We start from the raw sequence: 24,690 nt of genomic DNA, 5'->3' as shown, positions 1-24,690 counted from the left end.
TCATAAAAAATCTTTTAGCGCCTCGGGTAACCTAGGTTTACTATAAAGATAACCTTGGGCTTCATTACAGCCACTCTCTCTTAAAAATTCTGCCTGCGCTTCAGTCTCAACTCCCTCTGCGACGACCTTAAGGTTCAAAGCCTGCCCTAAAGCAATCACGGCTTTAGCTATTGCAGCATTGTCATGATCCATAGGAAGGTCCCTGACGAATGACTGATCTAATTTCAGCTTATGAATCGGCAGTTTCTTCAGGTAACTTAACGATGAATAACCGGTACCGAAATCATCAATCGATAACTCAATACCCATCTCGCCTAGTCGCTGCAGATCTCGAATAACAACCTCAGGATCTGACATCATAAAACTCTCTGTCACTTCAAGCTCTAATGCACTTGCTGGTAAACCTGTCTCTTCAAGCACAAGTTTTACTTCATCAACAAAAGAGGTTCGCTGCAGTTGTGGGCCAGCGACATTAACCGCAATACGACCGATTTTTTTGCCTTGAGAGATCCATTTAACCCCTTGCTGACATGCCTCTTTCAATACCCATAGACCGATATCATTAATTAGGCCAATTTTTTCGGCAATAGGAATAAACTTAGCAGGAGAGACATTGCCGAGTACGGGATCACGCCAACGCAACAAGGCTTCAAAACCTGTCGTCTTCATGGTCACAAAATCAAGTTTAGGCTGATAAACCAGATGGAAATTTTTCTTATCTAAGGCATCATGTAAAGCACTCTGTAATTTCAGATGCTCTATAGACTCTTTGGTTAAAGACTCTGTATAGAAGGCGTAGCTATTGCGGCCATCCAGCTTTGCTCTATGCTTTGCTGAATCAGCATTTCTGAGTAAGGTATAACTGTCTTTACCATCATGAGGAAACACAGATACTCCCATACTCGCTGTCAATCTTATCGGCTCATTGTCACCAGTAAAAAAGGGTTGCTCAAATGCCTTTCTGAGTTTACTCAGCGCTAATGTCAGCTCTTCATTTCCCTCGACCTGTGGCAGCAGTACAACAAACTCATCGCCACCAATTCTAGCCAAGGTATCTTCAGACCCTTTCTGACAGGTCAAGCGACCAGCTAGCTCAACTAACACTTTATCCCCTATGAGATGACCAAAGCTATCATTGATATGTTTAAAAAAATCTACATCAATAAATACTGTCGCCAATTTTCCCTGTTGGACTTCAGCGTGGCGAATGTCCTGTTCAATCAGTGAGATCAGCGCCATTCTATTGGGCAGTTGAGTTAAAGGGTCATGGTAGGCCTGATGTGCAAGCTCTGCTTCACTTCTTTTTTGCAGGGTAATATCTGCAAACACGGCGACAAAGTAACGCACTTCACCTTCCTCACCAAACACCGAACTGATTGTTAGCATTTGCGGAAAAACAGCACCATTTTTGCGCCTGTTCCATATCTCACCATGCCACTTACCTTTATGGATTAATCCACTCCATAAATCCTCAAAGAAAGCATTATCATGCCGCCCGGAGCTGAACATACGAGGGTTTTCCCCCACTACTTCTTCTTTTGAATAACCGGTTATTTCAGAGAAAGCCCCAAAAGTCTCAAGAATTTTACCTTTCCTGTCGGTGATCATCATGCCTTCTATAGCATTTTCAAATACTCTTCCGGTTAACTCTAATTCTTCTTGAACCGCTTTATGCTGAGAGATATTTCTGGACACCCCCACGACACCTAAAAGTTCACCCTCTTCCGTCACCAATGGGACTTTAGACGTTTCTAACCAATACTTATCAATATCTTCAGTCAGCCCCTCACATTCCCCAGCAGTGATCTGTATACCTTTGTCAACGGCATCACAATCAGCTTGAATAAATTCGTTGGCTAAATCATGAACAAAAAGCTCTTCATCTGTCTTATTGATGATCTCTTCACGGGTTTTTCCCCATGCTTTTTCAACGCTTTGATTACACACCATGTAACGACCAGCATTATCTTTTATCCAGATATGCTCTTTTAAACTGTCGATGAAAAGCTGCAGGGTCACATTTTCTAAGGGCGCTATAGCACCGCGTTGTTGTTTGTTTTTTTGTTGATGTTCACGATAAATCTCGCTTAGTTCCAGCTCAATATTGTTAATACACAATGCAATTAGAGACGCAAGTTTACTCGATTCGATATGTGTATTTTCAGAAGGAATAAGTAGGTTTAACTCTGTTTTGTGAGAGGGTATACATAAAGATAAGCAGCCAAATAATGCCCTTGATGGCCACTTTATAATATGGACCTTGTTGGATAAATCTGAAATTAACATTTCATCTAAAACATCATGATTATCCAGAGTAGCAGAACGTAATTTTAGACAGTACTGCTCCGAAGCATTTACCACCCTAAGCTCAACATGACATTGAGAAAAGCTAGCAATCAATTCGACAGAGTCTTGCCAACTTTGCCAATACTTCCGTGAAATAGGAATATCAATCATAGTGCCATCAACTCAAACATTACCTTACTCCACTTATTCATCAAACAAGGTTATTTTCGTTCAACATGCTTAATCTATCGTTTAAGCTATAAAAATCAGAGAAAAACTTCAATCAATAATTAAAATGACATAGAAAATAACCTAAAGGCCTTTTTGATTAATACCAATAAAAAAGCCGCTGAGTATTTAACTCTGCGACTTTATTCAATTCACTTATTTATGAGTGATGTGCTTTAGCTTAAGCCTGGGAACAAGATAACGTCACCGGCTTGGTATGGATGGGTTTTAGCTCTATCAATCTAGCTAATACCCTAACCATTTAACGCTGATTAACGCTGAAATTAAGCCTGTGGACGCATCGCTGGGAACAGGATAACGTCACGGATCGTGTGCGTATTGGTAAACAACATCACCAAACGATCGATTCCGATACCTTGACCCGCTGTTGGCGGTAAGCCGTGCTCAAGCGCGCGGATATAGTCAGCGTCATAGAACATGGCTTCGTCATCACCGGCATCCTTCGCAGCAACCTGAGCCTTGAAACGCTGATCTTGATCTTCAGCATCGTTAAGCTCAGAGAAACCGTTGGCCACTTCACGGCCACCGATAAAGAATTCGAAGCGGTCGGTGATGAAATGATTTTCATCGTTACGACGTGCCAATGGCGAGATATCTGCAGGGTAACCGGTAATAAATGTCGGTTGCATCAACTGAGGTTCTGCGGTTTCACCGAAGATCTCTTCAAGCAGTTGACCACAAGTCCAGAACTTCTCGATTGTCATGCCAATGCTCTTAGCTAAGTTACGCATAAACTCGACGTCTTTAACTTCTTCATAAGTCATAGACTGAATCGTTTCGTTGTCAGGATTATACTTCTTAATAGCATCTAGCATGCTTAGACGGGCATATGGGCCGCCGAAATCTACCGTATGCTCACCATATGGAAGCTGTGGAGAACCACAAAGCTCGATGGCGATAGAGCTGAGCATCTCTTCGGTTAAGTCCATCAGATCTTTATAATCTGCGTAGGCCATATAGAATTCCATCATAGTGAATTCTGGGTTATGGCGAGGCGATAAGCCTTCGTTACGGAAGTTACGGTTAATCTCGAACACACGCTCGAAGCCACCAACGACCAAACGCTTAAGATAAAGCTCAGGTGCAACACGCAGATACATCTCGATATCCAGTGCGTTGTGATGAGTAATAAACGGACGTGCAGTCGCACCGCCTGGGATGGTGTGCATCATCGGCGTTTCAACTTCCATGAACTCTTTTTTGATCATGAAGTTACGGATAGAAGAAACCACTTTAGAGCGCATGATAAAGGCAGCGCGAGACTCTTCGTTAACGATAAGATCAACATAACGCTGGCGGTAACGCGTTTCTTGGTCAGTAAGACCGTGGAACTTCTCAGGCAGTGGACGCAGCGCTTTAGTCAGCAGCTGATACTCTTCCATATTGACGTAAAGGTCGCCTTTTCCTGAAAGGTGTAGCTTACCCGTCACACCGATAATGTCACCGATATCCAGGCCTTGGAATGTCGCCTTTAGATCTTTTTGAACGTCTTTACCCGCATAAGCTTGAATACGACCGCTGACGTCTTGAATCACTAAGAATGGACCACGTTTAGCCATCACACGACCAGCAATAGAACGCTGGATATCCATGCCTTCGAGCTCTTCTTTAGTGTGGTTACCATATTCAGCCTGAATATCAGCCGCTTTATGTTTACGATCGAAGTTGTTTGGGTGACCATTGGCTGGGCAGTTGGCGCGTATATGCTCAAGCTTGGCGCGGCGCTCTGCAATTAACTTGTTTTCGTCTTGTACTTGTTCAGTCATCTTCTTCTCTCGTAAATGTTACAGTTCACACATTAAAATTATGTATTTCAATTAGATTCTTACAAGCAATTATCTTGCAAGATATCTCAATATTACAAACCAGATTTAAGGCTGGCTTCGATAAACATGTCGAGACCACCATCTAAGACGGTCTGGGTATTTCGGCTCTCAACTCCGGTGCGCAGATCTTTAATACGTGCATCATCTAGCACGTATGAACGGATCTGGCTGCCCCAACCGATATCAGACTTGGCATCTTCCGCCGCCTGCTTCTCTTGATTTTGTTTGAGCATCTCGAGTTCAAACAACTTAGCCTTGAGCTGCTTCATGGCAGCATCACGGTTCTTATGCTGAGATCTGTCATTCTGACACTGCACCACAGTATTAGTCGGCAGATGAGTAATACGGATAGCAGACTCAGTCTTGTTGATATGCTGACCACCCGCACCGGAAGCGCGATAGGTATCGATTCTCAGATCTGATGGATTGATATCAATCTCAATGGAATCATCTATTTCAGGATAGACAAATACCGAACAGAAAGAGGTATGGCGCTTACCCGATGAGTCAAAAGGTGATTTACGTACCAGACGATGAACACCGGTTTCGGTTCTCAAGGAGCCAAATGCATACTCACCATTAAACTTGATGGTTGCGCCCTTGATACCGGCAACATCACCCGCTGTGACCTCGATAAGTTCTGGCTTATAATCGTGTGCCTCGCCCCATCGAAGATACATACGCAGCACCATGTTGGCCCAATCCTGAGCCTCGGTCCCACCCGAGCCAGACTGAATATCCAGATAACTATTGGCAATATCATGGGGACCGGAGAACATACGGCGAAACTCAAGGTCTTCTAATCGTTTTTCTAATTCATCGAGCTCTGAACTTGCATCATCAAAGGTATCTTCATCAGCTTCTTCGGTAGCGAGTTCAAGCAGGCCCTCGACATCTTCGAGACCCGAATCCATATCATCTATGGTCTTAACGACTAATTCTAATGCTGAGCGCTCTTTACCTAAGGCTTGGGCATTTTCAGGATCATTCCACACTTCACTACTTTCAAGCTCTCGGCTTACTTCTTCGAGACGCTCTTTCTTAGCATCATAGTCAAAGATACCCCCGAAGCAGAAGGGTTCGTTCGGCGAGTTCTTTTATCTTAAATTTAACCGGATTTACTTCAAACATGACTCTTCTACTTAAATTTGGTTAGGCAGCTACTGCAAACCCGTTATTTTAGCTTAATTGAGGAATTTCTCCTAGGGCTTGAACACTGGAATTGCAGTTATTTAGTGCTTTATTTAGACGTTTTTGAAGTGGCTTAGCGCTTCTTTAGATATGGTCAATATTTCAAGTTAGTGCTTGATGATGACGAATCTAAACTAAACAGGATCAATTATTTAAAACAACAAAGCCAATTGCTCCTGTCTATACTTGCTTCATGAATGAAAAAATACCCACATGTTGCTACCACGAAGATGAAGGCCATTCTTGCTCAGAGCCTGCAGAACCTTCAGGCTTATGCTACTGGCATGACCCAAAAATCATCAAAGATAAGCCTGAAGATATAGCCAATTTAGAGCAGTTCGCTAGAAATGGAGGCATGCTTAGAGGGGTCTCTCTCAAGCGGGCAAAATTGCAGGGTATTGATCTCGTTCGCCACCATCAGAAAACGGGTTTCGACATGACCAATGCCGAGCTATATCGAGCCGATCTACAAGAAGCCCACCTTTTTAATCTCAACCTTAAAAATGCGAGTTTAATGAAGGCAGATCTCAGAGACTCAAATGTCCACTGTGCCAACCTCGTAGGCACCAACCTACTGGGTATAAAGTGGAACGGCGCTAAGATAGAAAACGTCTCCATCGGCAAAAAAATTAAACAAGAGAAACTGGCACTAGAGGCAGTTAAACTTGGAGAGCGCGAGATTGCCAAAGATTACTTTGAACAAGCAGAGGAGATCTATCGAGACTTAAGAAAAGCGGCTGAGCGTGAAGGTCTATTTGCCATGTCAGGTGAATATATCCGTAAGGAACTCACCATGCGCCGCCATCAGATGCCAAAGCATAGCTTTAAGCGCTATGTATCTAAGACTATTGATCTATTCTGTGGCTACGGAGAAGCCCCAATGCGGGTAATAGGTTTTTCCATGGCACTCATTCTTGTCTGTGCCATCCTTTATCTTTTTACTGGATTGAGCTACGACAGCAACATACATGTGTTCAAGGTAGAAAATGACTTTACGACTAATCTATTTCTATTTTTCAACTGCATTTACTACTCAGTGGTCACTTTTACCACTCTTGGATATGGTGACTTCACCCCCATAGGATTCTCCAGAGCCATAGCCGCAATAGAAGCCTTCACAGGTAGTTTTACTATCGCGCTTTTCGTGGTGGTTTTTGTGAAGAAGATGACGAGATAAGCTAGGAATCTAGGAAAAGGTAATCAACAAATGATGTCAAATATAAAGAGGGAATGACTTTCCCCTCCTACTATCTAGCTAATCCTATTCAAGCTAGATAACTAGCAATTTAACTAATATCCCTGCCGATACGAAGCTCAGAACCAAGAATAAGATATTTGGCTTAAACAGTTTTAAGCCCCCAAAACCAGCAATAACCAACGCCATATCTAAAGGCGCAATCACGGCGCTGGTAAATACTGGCATATAAAGCGCTGAGATTAAAAATCCGACCACACAAGCATTAATCCCAGCTAAAGCGCCGGAAATATTGGGCCTTGCACTCAAGGACGACCAGGTTTTCAGTGCCACCAGCATTAAGATAAAACCGGGAAGGAAGATGGCCAATGTCGCCACTAGCGCCCCGAGTAAAGGCGATTGTGTCCAAAGTTCTGCACCAAGAAAAGCCGCGAGGGCAAACATGGGTCCAGGAACGGCTTGCGCTAAAGCATAACCAGTAAGAAAGCGATCACCACTCATTGCATCACCGACTATAGTCTCAAGTAAAGGTAAGACGACATGTCCTCCTCCAAAGACGAGACTTCCCGCTTGATAAAATTGTCCAAATAAATGCCCTAGCTGAGAATCAAATGCGATCATCGCCAAAGAGGCAGCAAACAAGCCGATAAATAAAGCAAGCCAGCCATAGCCAAGAGAGATATCCTGGCTGCTGTCATCGACTGAATAATCCAATTCTGCTTTAGCCGGAGCAAGATATTTAACCCCAGTTGCAGCTGCTACAACTAACAATAAAACCTGACTTAGCAAGGACGCATAAACGATGAGAACGGTACAGCTCACTAACATGAGTAATTTGGCTACATGAGCACGACAGAACTGGTTAAACATGATCCACACTGCATCAGCTACCACGACTACTGCAAGCAACTTAAAACCATGTATTGCACCTTGAAATAAGCTCGAATCGAGCCATTGTGCACTCGTTACTGCCAGTACGAACAGCAAGATAAATGAAGGAAGGGTAAAACCGATAAATGCAGCCACCCCACCGAGTAATCCGCCCTTGTGGTAGCCAATCGCAAAGCCCACTTGGCTAGAGCCAGGTCCCGGCATTAACTGACTGAGAGCCACTAAACTCGCGTAGTGTTTATCATCCAGCCACTTTAAATCACTGACAAAAGCCTGTCTGAAATAACCAATATGCGCTGCTGGGCCACCGAAACTAACGAGACCCAGAGATAAAAAACGAACAAAGATTTGCCACATAAGATGCTTATACATAAAATTTTTAGCATTGTATGACGCTTAGGTGACAGCTGTATGACAAGAAGTGAATCAAGTGACGAGGCTGATAGATTATAATTAAGTTGAGGGTAAACGCTTAAAGAATGGGGAGTTTATCCACGTCTGCTATTGCCACCTTTTTGCCTAGTGTTACCTCTAACCACTGAACAGCCTCTTTTGCCGTTGCTCTGAAGGTGGTGAGTTTCCCACCATATAGTGTCAGCAATCTAGGATGAGTGATGCTGGTCTTTATAAAACTCTCTCGTGTGCGATCGAAAGAATTGGCACTCTCTTTTGGCAAAACCCTGACACCACAGAGTGTTTCAATGACTAATGACTCTAGCGCTTCGATACTGTCAAAGTTCGAAAAGTAATGCAGATAAATGCCCAATAAATAATTGCATTCCTCTCGAGTCGACTCTGGTTTGCCATTTAGCTCAGGTAAGAGGGTTTCAGTCGTGCCAATCAAGGTTTTTTGCTTCCAAGGCATCACAAATATAACTCGATTATCGAAACAAGACTCTAAATACAAAATGCCATCTGGAGCAGGGATATCCAGCAATAGATGTGTCCCTTGAACCAGATCAACCTCTTGTTTACCCATTGGGGGAATAACGCAGTCAATAATATCATTCACCCAAGGGCCCGCTGCATTAATAACACACGCAGCCTTAAGTGAAACCTGATTACCTTGATGAATATAATTAACCTCACAGTAGTCAGGCTTATGCACTATCCCTTCACATTGTGCATATTCAATGGATTGAACACCAAGATCCACAGCCGATCTCATCACAGCTTTAGTCAAGGCTTTATCATCAGTTTGGGCATCCCAATACTGAAAAACTGCAGTTAGCCCTTGCAATTTCAATCCTGAAAGCTGGCCCCACTCCTCAACAGGTAAGCTTCTAAACCTACCTAATGGGTCGAACTCACTCAGCACTGAATAGGCTGTTAAGCCTGCGCGAATTATCCATTGGTTACGTTGACTTGTTGCATAAACAGGAATGTAAAAAGGAATGGCTTTTACTAGGTGTGGCGCTAACCGCAATAATGTACGTCGCTCTGTCAAAGAGTTTTTAACTAGAGATATATGACCGCCTTCAAGATAGCGCAAACCACCGTGGATCAGCTTACTCGAATTAGCAGAAGTTTCTCCGCCAACCGTTCCTTTTTCAAGCAGTAGTACACGATATCCTGCAGCTGCGGCGCATTGGGCTATACCTGCACCATTGATCCCTCCGCCAATGATAACTAGATCAACTCTATCCATGGTTTATTCTCGTAGCTAGGATAAAACCAAGATAACACAAATGTTTAACAAAAATTACAAGCTCAATTATTTTTCAGCACTTAATACTTGGTAAGCTTGATCACAGAGTGTTTTGAGCTCAGTAAAGCTTTCAGCGTCAGCACCTAGCTTACATCGCATCTGCTGTGGAATTTTTGCTGCAAGTTCTTTAAGTGCAGTCCCCGAGTCGGTCACATGTAGCACCCGAACTCTTTCATCAGTTTCACTTCGACCACGGCTTATCCAGCCCTTAGACTCAAGACGCTTTAATAAGGGCGTTAAGGTCCCGGAATCAAGGTGCAACTTATCCCCTAACGTTTTCACACTAATGCCTTGATGCTGCCAAAGTACCATCATGGCTAAATATTGAGGGTAAGTCAGGTCTAATTCATTCAATAAAGGACGATAGGCTCTCACCATAGCATTGGCCGCACTATAGAGAGAAAAACAGACTTGATTATCGAGTGATAGTGGATTGAGGTCTTGAGTTTTAGACATAATAGAAACACTGATTAGTTACATTGTGCACAATATACTTATTTTTAAGGAGTAAAGCGACTTTATTTAACCAAAAGCCGAGATCTGAACATGAAATCTACTTGCCTTATGTAAATTATATATTTTTATTTTAGTTTATTTAGCAGTCAATAAAATGTCATTAAAGTCCGATAAGTGAAGCCCACAAAGGCTTTAGTTTCCGTCTGATAAATGACACTAGTAATCTCACGTCCATCAATGCACTTTTGTCAAAAAAACTAACGATTCAATGGATTGATTTTAATCCTGCATTGACTTAAATTTGCACCTAAAATTACCTATCTAGACCATAAATATTTATCTAATCATATGGCCTTCTGGGCATTGCTTCAAAGGAGTTGAAGATGAAAGCAATCATTTCCCTTTTTATTATACTGTTTACCAGCGGCGCTCTGGCTCACTGTGATATCAATACGCATATAACAGAAATCCCTTATGCCAAAAATAGTTCATATTTCCCAAGCCAATATACTAAACAGCTTGATGAATTAATCGAAACATCAGCAGGTAAGTCAGGTTATCTACTACTCGAGTTCCAGATACAGGAACAACAGCAAGATACAAATGTACGTAAATACAATATGTGGCTGGCCAATCGCAGAATCGATAGAATAAAAGAGTACCTGACTAAATCTAGCTACTCTGCACCTATTATCAGCCGCATATTAACCGCGAGTAGCGAAGAGCTTAGAGATGTAAATATCAGTTGGTGTCATAATGAAGCATCACAACATGACAAGATGCTAGCAAACACTCACTCTGAAAAATGAAAGCTCAAGCAACAAGCTCAAACTGACACGAGAAAAAACACTATATGATTAAAGATGATGAGCCAACCTCTGGCTCTCATTAATCTGTCTGCCTCAGACTTTTAACGAATAACTCCAACATGATGCCAATCCCACAATGATGCAAATCCCACAATGATTGCCCCACAGTGACAACTCCGATGACATTTAGTTTAAACAATATTCGATAAATCAGCCCCAGTTCCCAATTCCAATTAAATCGAGATTTCTGTTGCATTTATTGAATACAAATTTATCCATAATGATAAATATTAGTAAGATATTTATTACAGAACAATTTCTATCGTACCCCATTGGAGGGAGCATGGTTAAAGCAATACTCTTACTTATCATTTTTTGCCTGAGTTCATTTTCCACCTTAGCAAATACACCTGCCCCCGTTCAGGCTGAACATCAAGATAAGACCTGGCACTATGTTGATCACAAAGGAGAGCTAAAAATAAAGCTCTACTTCTTTTGGTCTAAGACATGTCCGCACTGTGCACAAGCCCACCCTTTTATAGATTCTTTAGCTGAACGTTACCCTTGGATAGATCTGCAAGCTCATCTAGTTTCAGAGCCAGGAACCATGGATATTTGGCAAAGCATAGCCGAAAAAACCGAAACTCCAGCCCGCTCGGTGCCTTATCTTGCGGCCTGTGATAAAGCCACTGTCGGCTACGGTAGTGAAGCGGTTACTGGAAAATACCTGCTTAACAATCTCAAAGCTTGCTATCGCTCATTAGGCGGGACTGTGATTGATGATGATCCTGAAACGACTCTCGGTGAAGAGGAGCATGCACCTCTATTTGGCACTTGCAGTGAGACTGCATCAGAGGGAACCTGCGAATTAGGCAGTAATGAGACAGAGCTCGCGAGTGTACAGCCGGTTGAACTGCCTTTTATTGGCGTTGTTGCTCCGGAAAAATTATCCCTACCTTTACTCACTGTGGTATTAGCTGGCGTAGATGCTTTTAATCCCTGCGCATTCTTCGTTTTACTATTTTTGCTATCAATCATGGTTAACGCTAAAAGCCGAACACGGATGCTGATTGTTGGTGGAATATTTGTTTTCTTCTCAGGCTTTATCTACTTCCTGTTTATGATCGCCTGGCTCAACATCTTCACCTTACTTGGTGCGGGAAGTGATGGCAGTTTGATCATTCTCGGTGCTGGGTTATTAGCACTCGTTGCCGGGCTCATTAATATCAAAGACTACTTCTTTACTAAAGGAGAAGTGAGTCTATCGATGTCGGCAGAGAACCGTACCGGCTTGATAAAGCGTATGGGGAAATTAACCAACGCAAGCTCAATGGCAGCCATGATAGGTGGCACTGTTGTATTATCGATTTTAGCCAACGCCTACGAACTGCTTTGTACCGCAGGTTTTCCAATGATCTATACCAGCGTGCTCTCAATGCATGATCTCCCTGATATAGAGCGCTATATGTACCTGGTTTTTTATAACATCGTTTATGTTATCCCATTGGCAATCATAGTTATTGTGTTTAGCGCAACAATGGGGAAACGTAAATTGACAGAAAAAGAGGGTCAAACACTTAAATTGATGTCTGGGATCATGATGGTAGGCATGGGTATCATGCTGGCAATAGACCCAGTTTCACTGCAAAGTCCGGTGCTCGCTATCATGCTAATTGCAGGGTCCATTCTACTCAGCCTTATCATTACGATGATCCGCAAGGTGATCAGGTAATTCTTCTCGGTAAAAGTCGGTGGGCCGCTGATATTTAGCTGCCCCATAGATAAAAAATGGCTAAAGGTTCGCCAAAGTCTGTCGATAACACTATATTGAAATAACGAGTTTAAATGGGGAAAGCTCAATGGCAGTTACAATAGGTACAGCGAATATTGAACCTAACTTAAGTAATGGCAATATTGGTGTCAAAGTCGCGCAGTTAGCGAAAGAGCAGCAAGAAGTAGAAGGTGATATAGCTCTTCAACTTATCCAAGCAGCTGAACCAGCAACCTCTACGCCAGTGGGTAACTCTGGTCACAATATCAACATTAAAGTCTGACTCAACTCAGTTAAACCATAGTCAACTGAACCAAAGCCAAGTGAGTCAGAGTCAGAGTCAGATAATAAAAACTCAATATCTACATTAGATGTTGAGTTTTTTTATCCCATCAATATCAACAAGTGACTTATACATCGCTCATTCAAGCATGTATTGATTTCTTCCTGATGATTTAGCTTTATAAAGTAGCTTATCAGCACTCTCCATCAACTGCTCTTGTCCCATTTCAGCTTTCCATTGGCAAACACCTTGAGATACTGTGACAAACTGACTAACCTCGGAATCTGGATGACTAATTTTAGCCTTCGCCAATAGCATTTTCAATTTTTCTGCAATCTTCAGGCTTCCATCCAAATCAGTATCTGGCAGTAAAATAACAAATTCTTCACCGCCATAGCGCGCGGCAAGGTCTCTAGGGCGGTTAGCCACTCCTGTCAGCACTTTAGCTAAAGCCACCAAACAGTCATCTCCAACTTGGTGGCCTAAACTATCATTCAATCTTTTAAAAAAGTCGACATCGATTAAGATCAAACAAAGTGGATGATTATTTCTCTCAGCGGCTCGAATTTCTTGGGATAATATTTCGTCAAAATGGCGGCGATTACTGATATTAGTCAATCCATCTACTAACGCCATTCGCCTGAAATGCTTTAATAAATGTTGCTTTTCAACGTCTCTGACAATGGCTTTTTCAAACCAAGTGTAAAGCACTCTCTGCCCTGAAACTATAATTGCAAAGAAACAGAGAAACTTAGTTAAAGGAAAAAAGTAGTTATCTGGGATCTCTGTTACCCGTAGAAAAAAGCTCAGTAGCATTAAAGGTAACACACCCATCAACATTATTTTTCTATCGCAAAATAGCGCGATTGCAAAAGTTAAAACAAGCACATCTACGATGGACTCGACACCAGCCAGAGCTGCATTGCCGGCAAAAATATCTTCTGAGCTATCAAATATCATCCAGATCAAAAATAACCAGCTGAACTCTAAAGCAAAGAGATAGGTTAGAAATGCTTTATTAGATATCTCGTGAGTTGAATACACTCGAACCACGACACCGGCAGCAAAAATAGTGAGCAAAATAGGTAACATATATAAAATGATATTCGATGCGAGCAATACTTTAGAAGTTTGAAAGGCAATATTTGCCAGCATAGCAACTAAAATAAACACCGACATTAATGCCGCCCACTTGCCACCTTTTATTAGATATAGATGACATTCTTTTTTTAATTGCATTTCCGATGAGGGTAAAACTAGATCCATTTAATCACCCGACTAATTGTAAAACCTTTAATTTCAGCTTTTTAACTTGCTTTAGCTTGTGATTATAAACGGACAAAAAAAAACAGCCAGCATTTATGGCTGACTGCTCTATTTGAAAATCGCTGACGGTTTTATTTGGAAATTACTGAGTGCTTTAGGCTGCCGACTTTTGCTCCGGCACACTATTTCTGATCAGATAATCAAAAGCCCCTAAAGAAGCAGTAGCACCACTCCCCATGGCAATAATGATCTGCTTATAAGGTGAATTTGTTACATCACCCGCTGCAAATACACCAGGAATAGATGTTTGACCACGCTCATCGACAATGATCTCACCTCTTGGGGTTAAATCGACAACACCTTTAAGCCACTCTGTATTAGGAATTAAACCTATCTGAACGAAGATGCCTGCAAGCTCAACCCTATGCTGCTCACCAGTGGCTCTATCAGTGTAATTAAGGCCATTCACTCGTGAACCATCACCAAGTACTTCAGTCGTCTGAGCCTGAGTGATGATTTTAATATTGCCCATAGATGCAGCTTTACGTTGCAGTACATCATCGGCTCTAAGCTTAGAATCGAATTCTAGCACGGTAACATGCTCAACAATGTTTGCCAGATCTATTGCCGCTTCTATACCAGAGTTACCACCACCTATGACTGCAACTCGCTTACCTTTAAACAAGGGGCCATCGCAATGGGGACAGTAAGCAACGCCCTTACCACGATACTCCTGCTCACCAGGTACATTCATTTCACGCCAGCGAGCACCTGTCGCTAAAAGCAAGGTCTGACTCTGCAATTTGGCACCATTTTCAAGTTCTAATTCATGAAAACCATTCGCACCTTGGTTAGGTGTTAGCTTTACGCCACGCTGATTGTCCATCACATCGACATCATATTCACGCACATGGGATTCAAGGTTAGCAACCAGCTTTGGACCCTCTGTTGCTTTTACTGAAATAAAGTTCTCAATAGCTACTGTTTCAGCGACTTGTCCACCAAACTTATCGGCTACAACACCTGTGTTTAGCCCCTTGCGCGCCGAATAGATTGCCGCAGCAGCACCTGCTGGACCACCGCCGACAACAAGCATATCAAAGGCAGATTTCTTATCGAGTTGCTCAGCTTGACGACTCGCTGCACCAGTATCAATTTTATTCAGTATCTCACCTAGACTGATCCGTCCCTGTGCAAAAGGTTCACCATTTAGGTATACGGAAGGCACGGCTAATATGTCACGCTCAAATACTTCAGTTTGAAACAGTGAACCATCGATCATCACATTCGTAATATTTGGATTGACTGCGGCCATCATGTTCAATGCCTGAACCACATCAGGGCAGTTTTGGCAGCTCAGTGACACATAAGTTTCGAAATGGTACTCACCCGGTAGCGCTTTAATTTGTGCGATGACTTGCTCATCTAATTTTAATGGGTGGCCACCAGTATGCAGTAATGCTAGTACTAATGAGGTGAATTCATGGCCCATAGGCAATCCAGCAAAGGTTATGCTTGTAGCTGTTTCTGGGCTAGTCACCTTCATAGAAGGCATTCTTGCGCCTTGAGCTTCAGATATTGACACCAATGAAGACAGGCTATCGATATCTTGTGCCAGTGACTTAAGCTCAAGTGCTTTTGGACTATCATCTGCAGACACGACAAGTTCAACTGGGCGCTTGAGGTTTTGCAGGTAGGTTTTCAGTTGATTTTTTAGATTCGCATCCAACATGATGACTCCTAGAGAATAGAATATGTTTTACATAGATGAAGTTCGCTAGCCCTAATCTAAAAGGGGGGATTGGAGCTAGCAAAGGAGATAAATCTGGGCTTAAGTACTAAATATTTATGCACTTAAGCCGCCAATCATTCAGGAGATGAAGCAAATGATTGGTTTAGAGTAAAATTAAATTTTACCGACTAGGTCTAGAGATGGGGCTAGAGTCTCTGCACCTGGCTGCCATGCAGCTGGACAAACTTCGCCATCGTGAGTTGCAACATACTGTGCAGCTTGGATTTTACGAACTAACTCTGATGCGCTACGGCCAATGCCTAGGTCATGAACTTCAGCAATTTTAATCTGACCTTCAGGGTTGATAACAAAAGTGCCACGAAGTGCTAGGCCATCTTCTTCAATCATCACACCGAAGCTACGAGTAATTGCGCCAGTTGGATCACCAATCATTGGGTACTTAATCTTGTTGATAGTGTCAGAAGTATCGTGCCATGCTTTATGTGTGAAGTGAGTGTCAGTCGAAACTGAGTAAACTTCAACGCCCATCTCTTGTAGCTTAGCGTAATGGTCAGCCATATCGCCTAGCTCAGTAGGACATACGAATGTAAAGTCAGCAGGGTAGAAGAAAACAACAGACCATTTGCCTAGAAGGTCTTGCTCAGAAACCTCAACGAAATCGTTATTATGAAAAGCTGTTGCAGAGAAAGGCTGGATTGTTGTGTTGATAATTGACTGATGCATGTTGTGCTCCGTAAAGGTTATTAAATCTTTCAACTAACGGGGTTGATCCGTCAGTTCGTTTTCGATGTGAAGATAATAACCAAGGAGTTCGATTAAGGATAACGGGTAAAACCTATCATCCTAATCGGTTTTTACGAAATGCAGCTTGATGTACAATTAACAAACTGAATTAGGGTCTCGTTGTTTAGGCAGCATACAAAGTGGGTTATACCGATTGGTATTACTAGCGAGTAGCTTAGAGCTGGATTCATTTAGCGGGATTGGCTTTTGGCAGTTTATCGTATGCCAATCCTTTATTGCTACCTAACACCTACTCGGTGGGGGATGCGTCAACACATATGTGACACGGCGTGGCTCTTAGATATAAATTCGATTCAAAGAGAGGTCTTTCCACTCCGAAAACTGATACCAAACTCGAGCTCTGAGGTGGCAGAAGTGAAATATTACTCTGATCCTATTTTCTTTTAGAGGCTATTTTACTCTGACCCAAATACTGAGCACGAAGAAGTGCTACTAGGACTTTAACAATGAACAGCAATCGAAGAGACTGGGCAACGACCTACTAGAGAATAAACCAAAAGAAAATGTCATCAAGCTTCATTCGAAGCTAGTAACTCTCTATTGCCAACTTGTTATTCCCAAAGGCCAAACCGACTCAAATGTCGGCCAATATTAAAATCCAGCTGCAGCCCCAGTTGATTAGCCGATCTTTTAATTTCAGCCGCGCCCATATCGCAGCCCTGTTTACCTGCAAACACCACCCAGTTGCCACTGCCAGTGAGACAGGCTCTAACATTCACAAAGTGCTTTTGTAGGTGGCCAAGCAAAGCTAAGTTCTGGCTATGCTCTTTCCAACAGTTAAGTACCAGGTAACCATCGGCTTTTATCATGGCTGCGGCATCGGCAATAAAGGCCTCTGTAAGCTGACTTTCATCGACGCCTTGGCCATCGTAGATATCAGCAAAGATCACATCGGCCTTCTTATGCTCCCGTTTGGCTAAAAACTGTTTAGCATCTTGATGCTCCACGGTAAGCTTTTTCCCTATGGGAAGCTGAAAGTAGCGCTTAGCGATATCGATTACGCCTTGCCTTAGCTCCACTGCGGTCACCTTTAAGCCACGATCAAAATTACGTAGCGCATGGATCAATCCGCCCCCGCCTAGCCCTAATATAATCACCCGCTTAGGCTTTATAAACAGCAGCACCAGTAACATAGCCTGCAGATAGAGGTGTTGGGGTAAATGAGGCTCAGACTTTAGTAGTTTGCTCTGTTCATCATTATCGCCAAATGATAATACCCGCATATGTTTATCATCTAGCACAATCAGCGGGCCAAATTCATCTTCGCTTTGGTGGAGGATCTGTTCGTCTTGCATCTGCTGCTATTCCTAAAAATTGAGCCGGTATTATACGAACTGCAATCCATGAAAGGAAATATTCATTCACAGAGCATTGGTGGATACAAGGATGCCGCCCACCAATGACCCTCCAGCAAATAGACTAAAGTAACCTATCTGAGTAAACGATGAAAAAAAGACGTGGCCTGTTGATACATCTGCATTGCAAGCGCGGGATCGTATCTATCTGCACCATCACGCATAAAGGCATGCTCTGCGTTAACTTCAAGCCAACTAAAGTTACTCTCAGTCTCTTCTAACTTAGCATAAATTAACTTGCGTCCTTCACTCGATACATGGGGATCTTGCTTACCCCAGACCATCACTAACTCTCCCTGGATATCTTGGGTACGACTGAGTGAGTCATTACCTGCTTTACATGGCAAGGTATTCGAGTGGATATCGGTAGCATAGAGGCAAAAAGCGGCAGAGATATCCGGATTAATCGCTGCACGGAAAGCGAGGTGCCCGCCAATACAAACCCCCATGCTCCCCACATGACTACTACAAAATGACTGGCACCTAGCAAAACTAACTAATGCCTCAACATCTGAATCATGAGCCTCTAATGGCTTAGCAAACTTGTCCTCATTACCCTTATCTTTGCCAGCATCGTCATAAGCTAAAACTGTGCCTATAGGGTTCAATTCATGAAATACTTCTGGTACCAATACTACGAAGCCATGTCCAGCAAGCATGGCTGCCGCTCGAGCAATCGGTGCTGTTTGTTGAAAGATTTCTGAATAAAAAATAACAGTAGAAAACTGTCCATCAGCCTTTGGGCGATAGAGGTAGGTTCTCATCATGCCGGTCTGAGTTGAAATATCATGAACTTCTTGGTGAACCATCATAATTTGCTTCCTGTAATTGTATTTACTGTAATTTATCAACCCTATTAGAGCCAAAGTTAACCCTTTAAATAGCTTCTAGCCTATTTCAGGAACCCCATTAGAGCAGCTCATTTGGACAGGCATCACCTTGAAGTAATTGCTGTATATTTGTAAGACTCGTTACTGCGATAGCGTCTAGCGCTTCTTCTGTGAGGAAGGCTTGATGGCCAGTGAAAATAACATTATGACAAGCCGATAATCTCCTGAAGATATCATCCTGAATGATCTCATTCGATTTATCTTCAAAAAACAGTTCTTTCTCATTTTCATATACATCTAAGCCTAAAGCACCAAGTTTCCCCGTTTTTAATGCCTCCATAGCATCTAAGGCATCGAGCAGACCTCCACGGCTGGTATTGATCACCATGACACCCGCTTTCATCTTATCGAAGCTAGATTTAGATAATAGATGATGGTTATCATCGGTGAGAGGGCAATGCAGTGTAATGATGTCACAGACAGGATACATCTCATCGAGGGAGACATATTCCACCCCGAGATCTAACACAGACTGATTTGGATATGGGTCATGAGCGATAACTTTGCAGCCAAATCCCAGTAAGACTTTAATTGTCGCCAAACCTATCTTACCTGTTCCAATCACACCGACAGAACGGCCATGCATGTTGAAGCCAACTAAACCTTCTAAGGAAAAATTTGCATCTCGGGTTCGCTGATAAGCCTTATGAACTTTACGATTCAATGTCAGCATCAAGGCTATGGTGTGCTCCGCTACTGACTCAGGGGAATAAGCAGGAACATTCACGACTCTCAGTCCCAAACGCTTAGCCGCTACTAAATCGACATTATTGAAACCTGCACAACGCATGGCGATAATCTTAGTGCCATTCTTAGCCAGCTCAACTAACACTTCTTCGCATAATGAATCATTCACAAAGGCACAAATGGCCTCAAAACCATAGGCTAACTTAACCGACTTCATGCAGAGGCGATAATCAAAATACTCAATCGATGTACCAAATCCCTGATTAGTACGATCAAAGTGTTCCATATCATAGTGCTTAGCACTAAAAAATCCGATTTTCATGACTTAATCCAACAACTAACGAATACACGAGAGTTTACCTCTTGTTGTAACATATAGGTACAAGTCATCAACACCAAATAAAGCAAATGCTTTTTGAGTATCAATACCATAAAGGGCTACAGTGACTTTGATTAAATCAATTTGATTTAAACCCCTTCACACTTTATGTTTTCCTGATAAGCTTGCACCTCTTCAATACCAAGCCGATACCTGCTTAATATGAAAAAATCTAAGCTATCTGAAAAACAATTTTGGTTCCAAAGGTTGGGCAAAACCAGTCTACGGGCAGTACATATTTTAGGCATTACTGGTGCTGGCGGCGGGATTTTACTAGGTGTAGATAAACAACAATGGATTGTCTATTGGTGTATGGCGATGACTACGGGTTCATTACTCATGCTATGGGAAATAATCAGAGATTGGCGCTGGTTGATTCAACTCAAAGGCGTCTTAACCTTGGTAAAGCTAGGCCTATTAACCTTGTTCATTCCGTTCGCAAGCTATAAGCCAGAACTATTAATCACAGTCTTACTGCTCTCTGTTGTTGTTTCACACGGACCAGCTGGATTAAGACATTTTTCAGTCATACATGGACGAAGAATCGATGCAAGAAAAGAAGTTAAAGGCTGATCTAGCCTCTCAGTTAATCACCCAAAGCCAAGTATTAAACAAACTCGAAAAAAGTGAAGTGCTCGATTTAGCCTGCGGCAGTGGCAGAAATGGCCTCTGGTTTGTGGATAAAGGTCATAATGTAACCTTTATCGATAAATCACTAGTTAGTCTTTCGCAGCGGCTAGAGCAGCATCACTATTTAGAGTGGGATCTAGAAGATGGTTCTGCACCTTCATTGCCAGAAGAAAAATACGATGTCGTGCTGGTATTTAACTATTTACATCGACCTATTTTCCCACAAATAGCTAATTGTATTAAACCTGGTGGACTGCTGATTTACGAGACCTTTATCGAAAAGCAAGCTGAAATCGGCCGCCCTAAAAACCCAAAGTTTTTACTTAAAACAGATGAACTTAAAAATCAATTTGAGAAATGGACTCAAGTGCATTACTTTGAAGGGACTGTAGTGAGTGCATCTAATCCAGCCAACTATAGTTATAAGGCTCAAATGATAGCCCGTAAACCTATTTGCTAAACTGAACAGATTAGAATGGACCTTGATGCACTTTATCATGCTAGGAAAGCAGAATAAGAAGAGTAGATAGCTAGCAAAAGCTAGCTCAATATTACAAGGAAGATAGAATATGGTTATAAACTCTGAGCAGTCTCGAAATATCGCTCCGCCCATGCTTACCGGACTCATGGTCTTGTGGGCACTCTTGAGTCGGCTTCTTTTCAGTGATACTCACTTTGCACTCAGCCATGCTGTCAGCTTCTACCCCGTATTACTATTATTTCCAGTGATCGTGATACTTCATGGGCAATTAATATACCAGGCTCGAGGAATGGATCGTCTTGATCAGGCTGTGTATGCCTTAATTCATTCGTTACTCTCATTTGTCGTTTGGACTTTTTCATTAATGCACGTGAACGGCAACAGCTTCTCTTAATTAATCACAACAGAAATAGTTTATTTTTGACAGTTAATTGCTTTGCTGGCTACTACGAATAGACACAAGCTAACGAATGATACGGCTAATAGCTCTCCTAATAAGAACCAAAAAAAAGGTATAATCAATATGATTATACCTATGTCTAAAAGGGGAGATGACTATATTTTCACTATCTCTTGTCCAAGGTTTGCAAACATACGTAGTTAGGATAAGTAGTATGCAAATGGAAATACGCTAACAAAAATACATTTTTTATCGCATCTAATTTGACAAAATTCACTTCAAATTTATAAGCTATCTTTCTAACTGCTGGCAAAATGGCATTGGAGAGCACTGCCCCATAGGAACAATTATCACATCATCACTCTCACCTTTTGAAAAGTTCACCTTAATGGCGGTTACTTCTTTATCAAACTTAACGCTATTAAAATCAATTTCAGAAGAATTTTTTATTGTATTGTCATCAACAAAACTTTGAGTAGCATAGACAGAAACGGAGCCACAGACAGCAAAGAGTAGAACAGTATTGAGTAATGTAGAAATTTTCATTATAAATCCTTATATTTTTTAAAACTAACACCAATCAGTGTAATTAACTTAGCGATAAGATATGAAGCAAAGTATACTAATACAAAACAACATTAGAATACAAAAGGTTGACAGGTTAATCACAGCCAGTTTAGTTAAAGCATCATAGTCATTCCAAAATACAAATAAATATCAAATTATTACAACTGCTACTCTTTTCAAGTAGAATCCCGATGTATGGACCAGATACATGGGCACCAGCTGAAACACTCAATAAATCTGCAGAAAGAATTCATATTAATGACGTAACCCAGGGTAAAGTTCATCAAAAGCAAAAAACTAAATTTCTAAGTTGCTGAGTTAACCTGTCTGACAACTACACTACCTACTTCTATAGACTCTGTACCATAATAATAAAATGATATAAAAGTGATGACAATAAAAAACAACAGCTTACACAGAACAAACAAGGCTAATCAATTATATTCTATATGTATCACATCGATATTCTTTGCTCTCGATATCACAACATATGCAACTCCATTAGCGTCAACAGAGACAGAATGCCCCCTCAAATGCTCAAATGGTAGCTTTATATGAGTCTTGTCAAATGTCTTCATATCTATAAATTCCAAACTATACGAACCAGATATTTTAACTAAATTATATAAATATCCATTATTTATAACCCAGGATAAATTACTTCTAATACTGAAGTCATCAACAACCAAGATCTCTTTGCCATCATATAAGGTCCATAAGCCAGCACCTGAACGCTTAGTAAAATAAAAAGAACCATCACCAGAATACTTTCCATATTCACCGCCATCGGACAAGGTTTGTATAATATCACCAGAATCAATATCGATGAGTTTTAAAGAAGACTGTCCAAGGCTATCAATTGTAGCCACTATTGAATCAATACCATCACCCCAAGAGACACTATAGACTTCATCTGCACTTTTTATTTTAATATATTTAATTTTCCTTTCTAAAACATTAAAAACAAATGGCTTACTATTCAGCCTTCCTAAAATCATTTTACCATCAGAGGAAAAGCTAATATCTTTTATATTATTAATAGTTTCGAAGTTGCTGAGTTTAACTTCATTCTCAGTACCTTGCTTTAACCAAATTTCAGGAACGCCTGTTCTATCTGAAATAAATGCAACCTTACTTCCATCTAAACTAGTAGTAGCTCTATCATTTTTACCGTTTGAAGATATGTAGCGCGCCGAGCAAATAGTGTCATTTGTAGAGAAATTATCTAAACCCGTTTTTATAGATGTTTTAAGGCGCCAAATTTCAGTTTTAAAAAAATCACCAAGAACTGCAACAATTTCTCCATTCTGATTTGAAATAGGAGAAATAATAGGCTGCATGATATTTGTAAGTTGACTGTGGGAGTTTGACTCAATATGGAATTTAGTAAGGTGGCTGGATAAGGAGCGATAAATCAAAGAACGACTATCTCTAGTCCATGAAACTGTATGCAAAAGAATATCGACAGTAAAAAGGTCCTGCCAAATTCCAGTTTCTAATGACAGTAAAATAACCTGAGTCTGATACCAACGAACATTTCTTATTATTGCCAAATACCTACCATCAGGGGAAAGACTTAAAGCATAATCTCCACGTCCTATAGAGTACGGCTGAGTAATCTGTTGCTTATCTTCACCATTGATCGCAACAGAAAAAACTTTTTTTTCTGTTAAGTAATCATATTGATGATCTTCATCGATATAAAATAAACTTTTACCTGAAGGTTTCCAGGCTATGCTAGTTGCCTGCATCTGGCTCTTACAATCAGTTATTGTACCGATATCCCCAAATTTTCCGTTTTTAATTTCAACCAAATTTATTTTACAGCCACCTTCTTGATTGAAAGAAAGGTAAGCTAATTTCGTTCCATCAGGATTAAATGCCGGATAACCTTGGCTATCCATTGGGTCATCAAGGTAAACAATGGATCGAGTTGCTAGCTCCATTACACCTATACGCCAATTTTTTTCGTCTAGCTCTCGCTGTGAAAAAGCCAGGTACTTTCCATCAGGTGAGAGTACAGGGCTAAACTCCTGCCCATCTAAAAAAGTTAAACGTTTAAGTTCAGCACTGTGATATGCAGGGATATCGATAGGATTTTTGAAGAAATACTGAAATGTTAGCCAAGAAGATAATGAAAATAGGCCAATAAAAAATAAAGTAAACGACCAAGAATACCTATATAGCCAAGAAAACAGTCTACGTTTGGCTGAATGAGCCCCAGATCCATCTCTCTCATCAATATTACTGCCCGCTATCACCTCCTGAGTAAACTTTTCCTCTTTACTAACCTCTTTAACAATAGAGGTCTCGGCAATAAGTACATAACCAACTTTGGGTAATGTTTTAATAAAGCTAGGAGACTTAGCATTGTCACCAAGCTGATTACGCAACAAACCGATGATGCGATTAATCGCATTATCGGAAACCTCACCTCCTGACCAAACCTCATCTAGCAGCATATCCCTACTAACCGGCTCACCTGCATGCTTAATTAGACAGAGCAAGACCTGCATCGCTCTAAGCTCTACTTTGAGTAAAGTTCCATCTTTTAAAATTGTACATTGGCTAGGATCTATTAATCTGTCAGCCAAGCGATATCTAGGTTGGGTTATCATTAAGTACCAGTTAATTAATCAATGATTTGAAAGAGGTTTACATTAGAAGTGGTGAAATTAGAGCAATATACACAGATGAAATCAATACAAGTCAAATATAAATACAGTGAATAAATTGCAAGAAAATTTTACAGGCATGACTTTTACCTTGCTTCCTCTATCAGGTAAAAGGTATCTTTGCGTCGAATTCACATT

The 24,690-nt window shown here is 41.3% G+C and carries 21 protein-coding genes; 7 read left to right on the top strand and 14 right to left on the bottom strand.

Features of this window, described 5'->3' with window-relative positions; translation table 11 throughout:
* The 3 genes from FM038_RS04155 to prfB form a co-directional block, all read right to left on the bottom strand.
* On the bottom strand, positions 1 to 2,457 hold the full coding sequence (locus FM038_RS04155) for a sensor domain-containing protein (protein ID WP_142872092.1): 2,457 nt from the start codon (positions 2,455 to 2,457) through the stop codon (positions 1 to 3).
* A 341-nt stretch (positions 2,458 to 2,798) separates the two neighbouring features.
* A complete protein-coding gene (gene lysS / locus FM038_RS04150) occupies positions 2,799 to 4,301 on the bottom strand; it encodes a lysine--tRNA ligase (RefSeq protein WP_142872091.1) in 1,503 nt (500 codons plus the stop codon).
* Between the two features lie 92 nt (positions 4,302 to 4,393).
* Positions 4,394 to 5,492 (bottom strand): peptide chain release factor 2 gene (prfB, locus tag FM038_RS04145; RefSeq protein WP_185965751.1). Its coding sequence is split into 2 segments (ribosomal slippage): positions 4,394 to 5,416 and positions 5,418 to 5,492, totalling 1,098 coding nucleotides; the frame shifts between segments, so codons are not numbered across the junction.
* Between the two features lie 253 nt (positions 5,493 to 5,745).
* On the opposite strand from prfB, the gene FM038_RS04140 reads away from it, so the two are divergent.
* Positions 5,746 to 6,729, top strand: a complete 984-nt coding sequence (locus tag FM038_RS04140; protein ID WP_142872089.1) for an ion channel — start codon at positions 5,746 to 5,748, stop codon at positions 6,727 to 6,729.
* A gap of 93 nt (positions 6,730 to 6,822) precedes the next feature.
* Here the strand turns inward: FM038_RS04140 and chrA are convergent, their stop codons facing one another.
* The 3 genes from chrA to ohrR all read right to left on the bottom strand — a co-directional run bounded on the left by chrA (position 6,823) and on the right by ohrR (position 9,802).
* Complete coding sequence (chrA, locus tag FM038_RS04135; protein WP_142872088.1) at positions 6,823 to 7,995, bottom strand: chromate efflux transporter; 1,173 nt, start codon at positions 7,993 to 7,995, stop codon at positions 6,823 to 6,825.
* Between the two features lie 115 nt (positions 7,996 to 8,110).
* A complete protein-coding gene (locus FM038_RS04130) occupies positions 8,111 to 9,286 on the bottom strand; it encodes a glycerol-3-phosphate dehydrogenase/oxidase (RefSeq protein WP_142872087.1) in 1,176 nt (391 codons plus the stop codon).
* 66 nt (positions 9,287 to 9,352) lie between these two features.
* Positions 9,353 to 9,802 carry a transcriptional regulator OhrR gene (ohrR, locus tag FM038_RS04125; RefSeq protein WP_142872086.1) on the bottom strand — a complete coding sequence of 150 codons (450 nt, stop codon included), beginning with the start codon at positions 9,800 to 9,802 and terminating at the stop codon, positions 9,353 to 9,355.
* 383 nt (positions 9,803 to 10,185) lie between these two features.
* Between ohrR and FM038_RS04120 the strand changes: the two genes are divergently transcribed.
* The 3 genes from FM038_RS04120 to FM038_RS04110 all read left to right on the top strand — a co-directional run bounded on the left by FM038_RS04120 (position 10,186) and on the right by FM038_RS04110 (position 12,665).
* Entirely contained in the window at positions 10,186 to 10,611 is a 426-nt protein-coding gene (locus FM038_RS04120; protein WP_142872085.1) for a hypothetical protein, read from the top strand.
* 343 nt (positions 10,612 to 10,954) lie between these two features.
* Positions 10,955 to 12,343 (top strand): cytochrome C biosynthesis protein, encoded by a 1,389-nt coding sequence (locus FM038_RS04115; RefSeq protein ID WP_142872084.1) that lies wholly within the window; start codon positions 10,955 to 10,957, stop codon positions 12,341 to 12,343.
* 127 nt (positions 12,344 to 12,470) lie between these two features.
* The gene (locus FM038_RS04110; protein WP_142872083.1) at positions 12,471 to 12,665 is read left to right on the top strand and encodes a cytoplasmic protein; all 195 of its coding nucleotides are present in this window, start codon (positions 12,471 to 12,473) and stop codon (positions 12,663 to 12,665) included.
* 138 nt (positions 12,666 to 12,803) lie between these two features.
* On the opposite strand, the gene FM038_RS04105 is transcribed toward FM038_RS04110, so the two are convergent.
* From FM038_RS04105 to FM038_RS04080, 6 genes are all read right to left on the bottom strand, one after another.
* On the bottom strand, positions 12,804 to 13,931 hold the full coding sequence (locus FM038_RS04105) for a GGDEF domain-containing protein (RefSeq protein WP_142872082.1): 1,128 nt from the start codon (positions 13,929 to 13,931) through the stop codon (positions 12,804 to 12,806).
* Between the two features lie 154 nt (positions 13,932 to 14,085).
* Positions 14,086 to 15,663, bottom strand: coding sequence for an alkyl hydroperoxide reductase subunit F (gene ahpF, locus FM038_RS04100; RefSeq protein WP_142872081.1), 1,578 nt, complete (start codon positions 15,661 to 15,663; stop codon positions 14,086 to 14,088).
* Positions 15,664 to 15,837: 174 nt separating this feature from the next.
* Positions 15,838 to 16,407, bottom strand: coding sequence for an alkyl hydroperoxide reductase subunit C (ahpC, locus tag FM038_RS04095; protein WP_142872080.1), 570 nt, complete (start codon positions 16,405 to 16,407; stop codon positions 15,838 to 15,840).
* 632 nt (positions 16,408 to 17,039) lie between these two features.
* Positions 17,040 to 17,783, bottom strand: coding sequence for a spermidine synthase (locus FM038_RS04090; protein ID WP_142872079.1), 744 nt, complete (start codon positions 17,781 to 17,783; stop codon positions 17,040 to 17,042).
* Positions 17,784 to 17,917: 134 nt separating this feature from the next.
* Entirely contained in the window at positions 17,918 to 18,655 is a 738-nt protein-coding gene (locus tag FM038_RS04085) for a dienelactone hydrolase family protein (RefSeq protein ID WP_142872078.1), read from the bottom strand.
* A gap of 97 nt (positions 18,656 to 18,752) precedes the next feature.
* Positions 18,753 to 19,742 (bottom strand): 2-hydroxyacid dehydrogenase, encoded by a 990-nt coding sequence (locus FM038_RS04080; protein ID WP_142872077.1) that lies wholly within the window; start codon positions 19,740 to 19,742, stop codon positions 18,753 to 18,755.
* Between the two features lie 219 nt (positions 19,743 to 19,961).
* Between FM038_RS04080 and FM038_RS04075 the strand changes: the two genes are divergently transcribed.
* The 3 genes from FM038_RS04075 to FM038_RS04065 all read left to right on the top strand — a co-directional run bounded on the left by FM038_RS04075 (position 19,962) and on the right by FM038_RS04065 (position 21,304).
* Positions 19,962 to 20,372 carry a hypothetical protein gene (locus tag FM038_RS04075; RefSeq protein WP_142872076.1) on the top strand — a complete coding sequence of 137 codons (411 nt, stop codon included), beginning with the start codon at positions 19,962 to 19,964 and terminating at the stop codon, positions 20,370 to 20,372.
* The gene (locus tag FM038_RS04070) at positions 20,347 to 20,889 is read left to right on the top strand and encodes a class I SAM-dependent methyltransferase (protein ID WP_142872075.1); all 543 of its coding nucleotides are present in this window, start codon (positions 20,347 to 20,349) and stop codon (positions 20,887 to 20,889) included. The genes FM038_RS04075 and FM038_RS04070 overlap by 26 nt, the downstream gene beginning before the upstream one ends.
* 109 nt (positions 20,890 to 20,998) lie before the next feature.
* Positions 20,999 to 21,304, top strand: a complete 306-nt coding sequence (locus FM038_RS04065) for a hypothetical protein (RefSeq protein WP_142872074.1) — start codon at positions 20,999 to 21,001, stop codon at positions 21,302 to 21,304.
* Positions 21,305 to 21,601: 297 nt separating this feature from the next.
* Here the strand turns inward: FM038_RS04065 and FM038_RS04060 are convergent, their stop codons facing one another.
* Positions 21,602 to 21,856 (bottom strand): hypothetical protein, encoded by a 255-nt coding sequence (locus FM038_RS04060; protein WP_142872073.1) that lies wholly within the window; start codon positions 21,854 to 21,856, stop codon positions 21,602 to 21,604.
* A 455-nt stretch (positions 21,857 to 22,311) separates the two neighbouring features.
* A complete protein-coding gene (locus FM038_RS04055; protein ID WP_223292997.1) occupies positions 22,312 to 24,471 on the bottom strand; it encodes a winged helix-turn-helix domain-containing protein in 2,160 nt (719 codons plus the stop codon).
* Positions 24,472 to 24,690 lie beyond the last annotated feature (219 nt).

The organism is Shewanella eurypsychrophilus (assembly GCF_007004545.3).
In the GTDB taxonomy this organism is placed as follows: domain Bacteria; phylum Pseudomonadota; class Gammaproteobacteria; order Enterobacterales; family Shewanellaceae; genus Shewanella; species Shewanella eurypsychrophilus.
The sequence above is the reverse complement of the archived record's forward strand: the minus strand, read 5'-3'. Positions and strand labels throughout refer to the sequence as shown.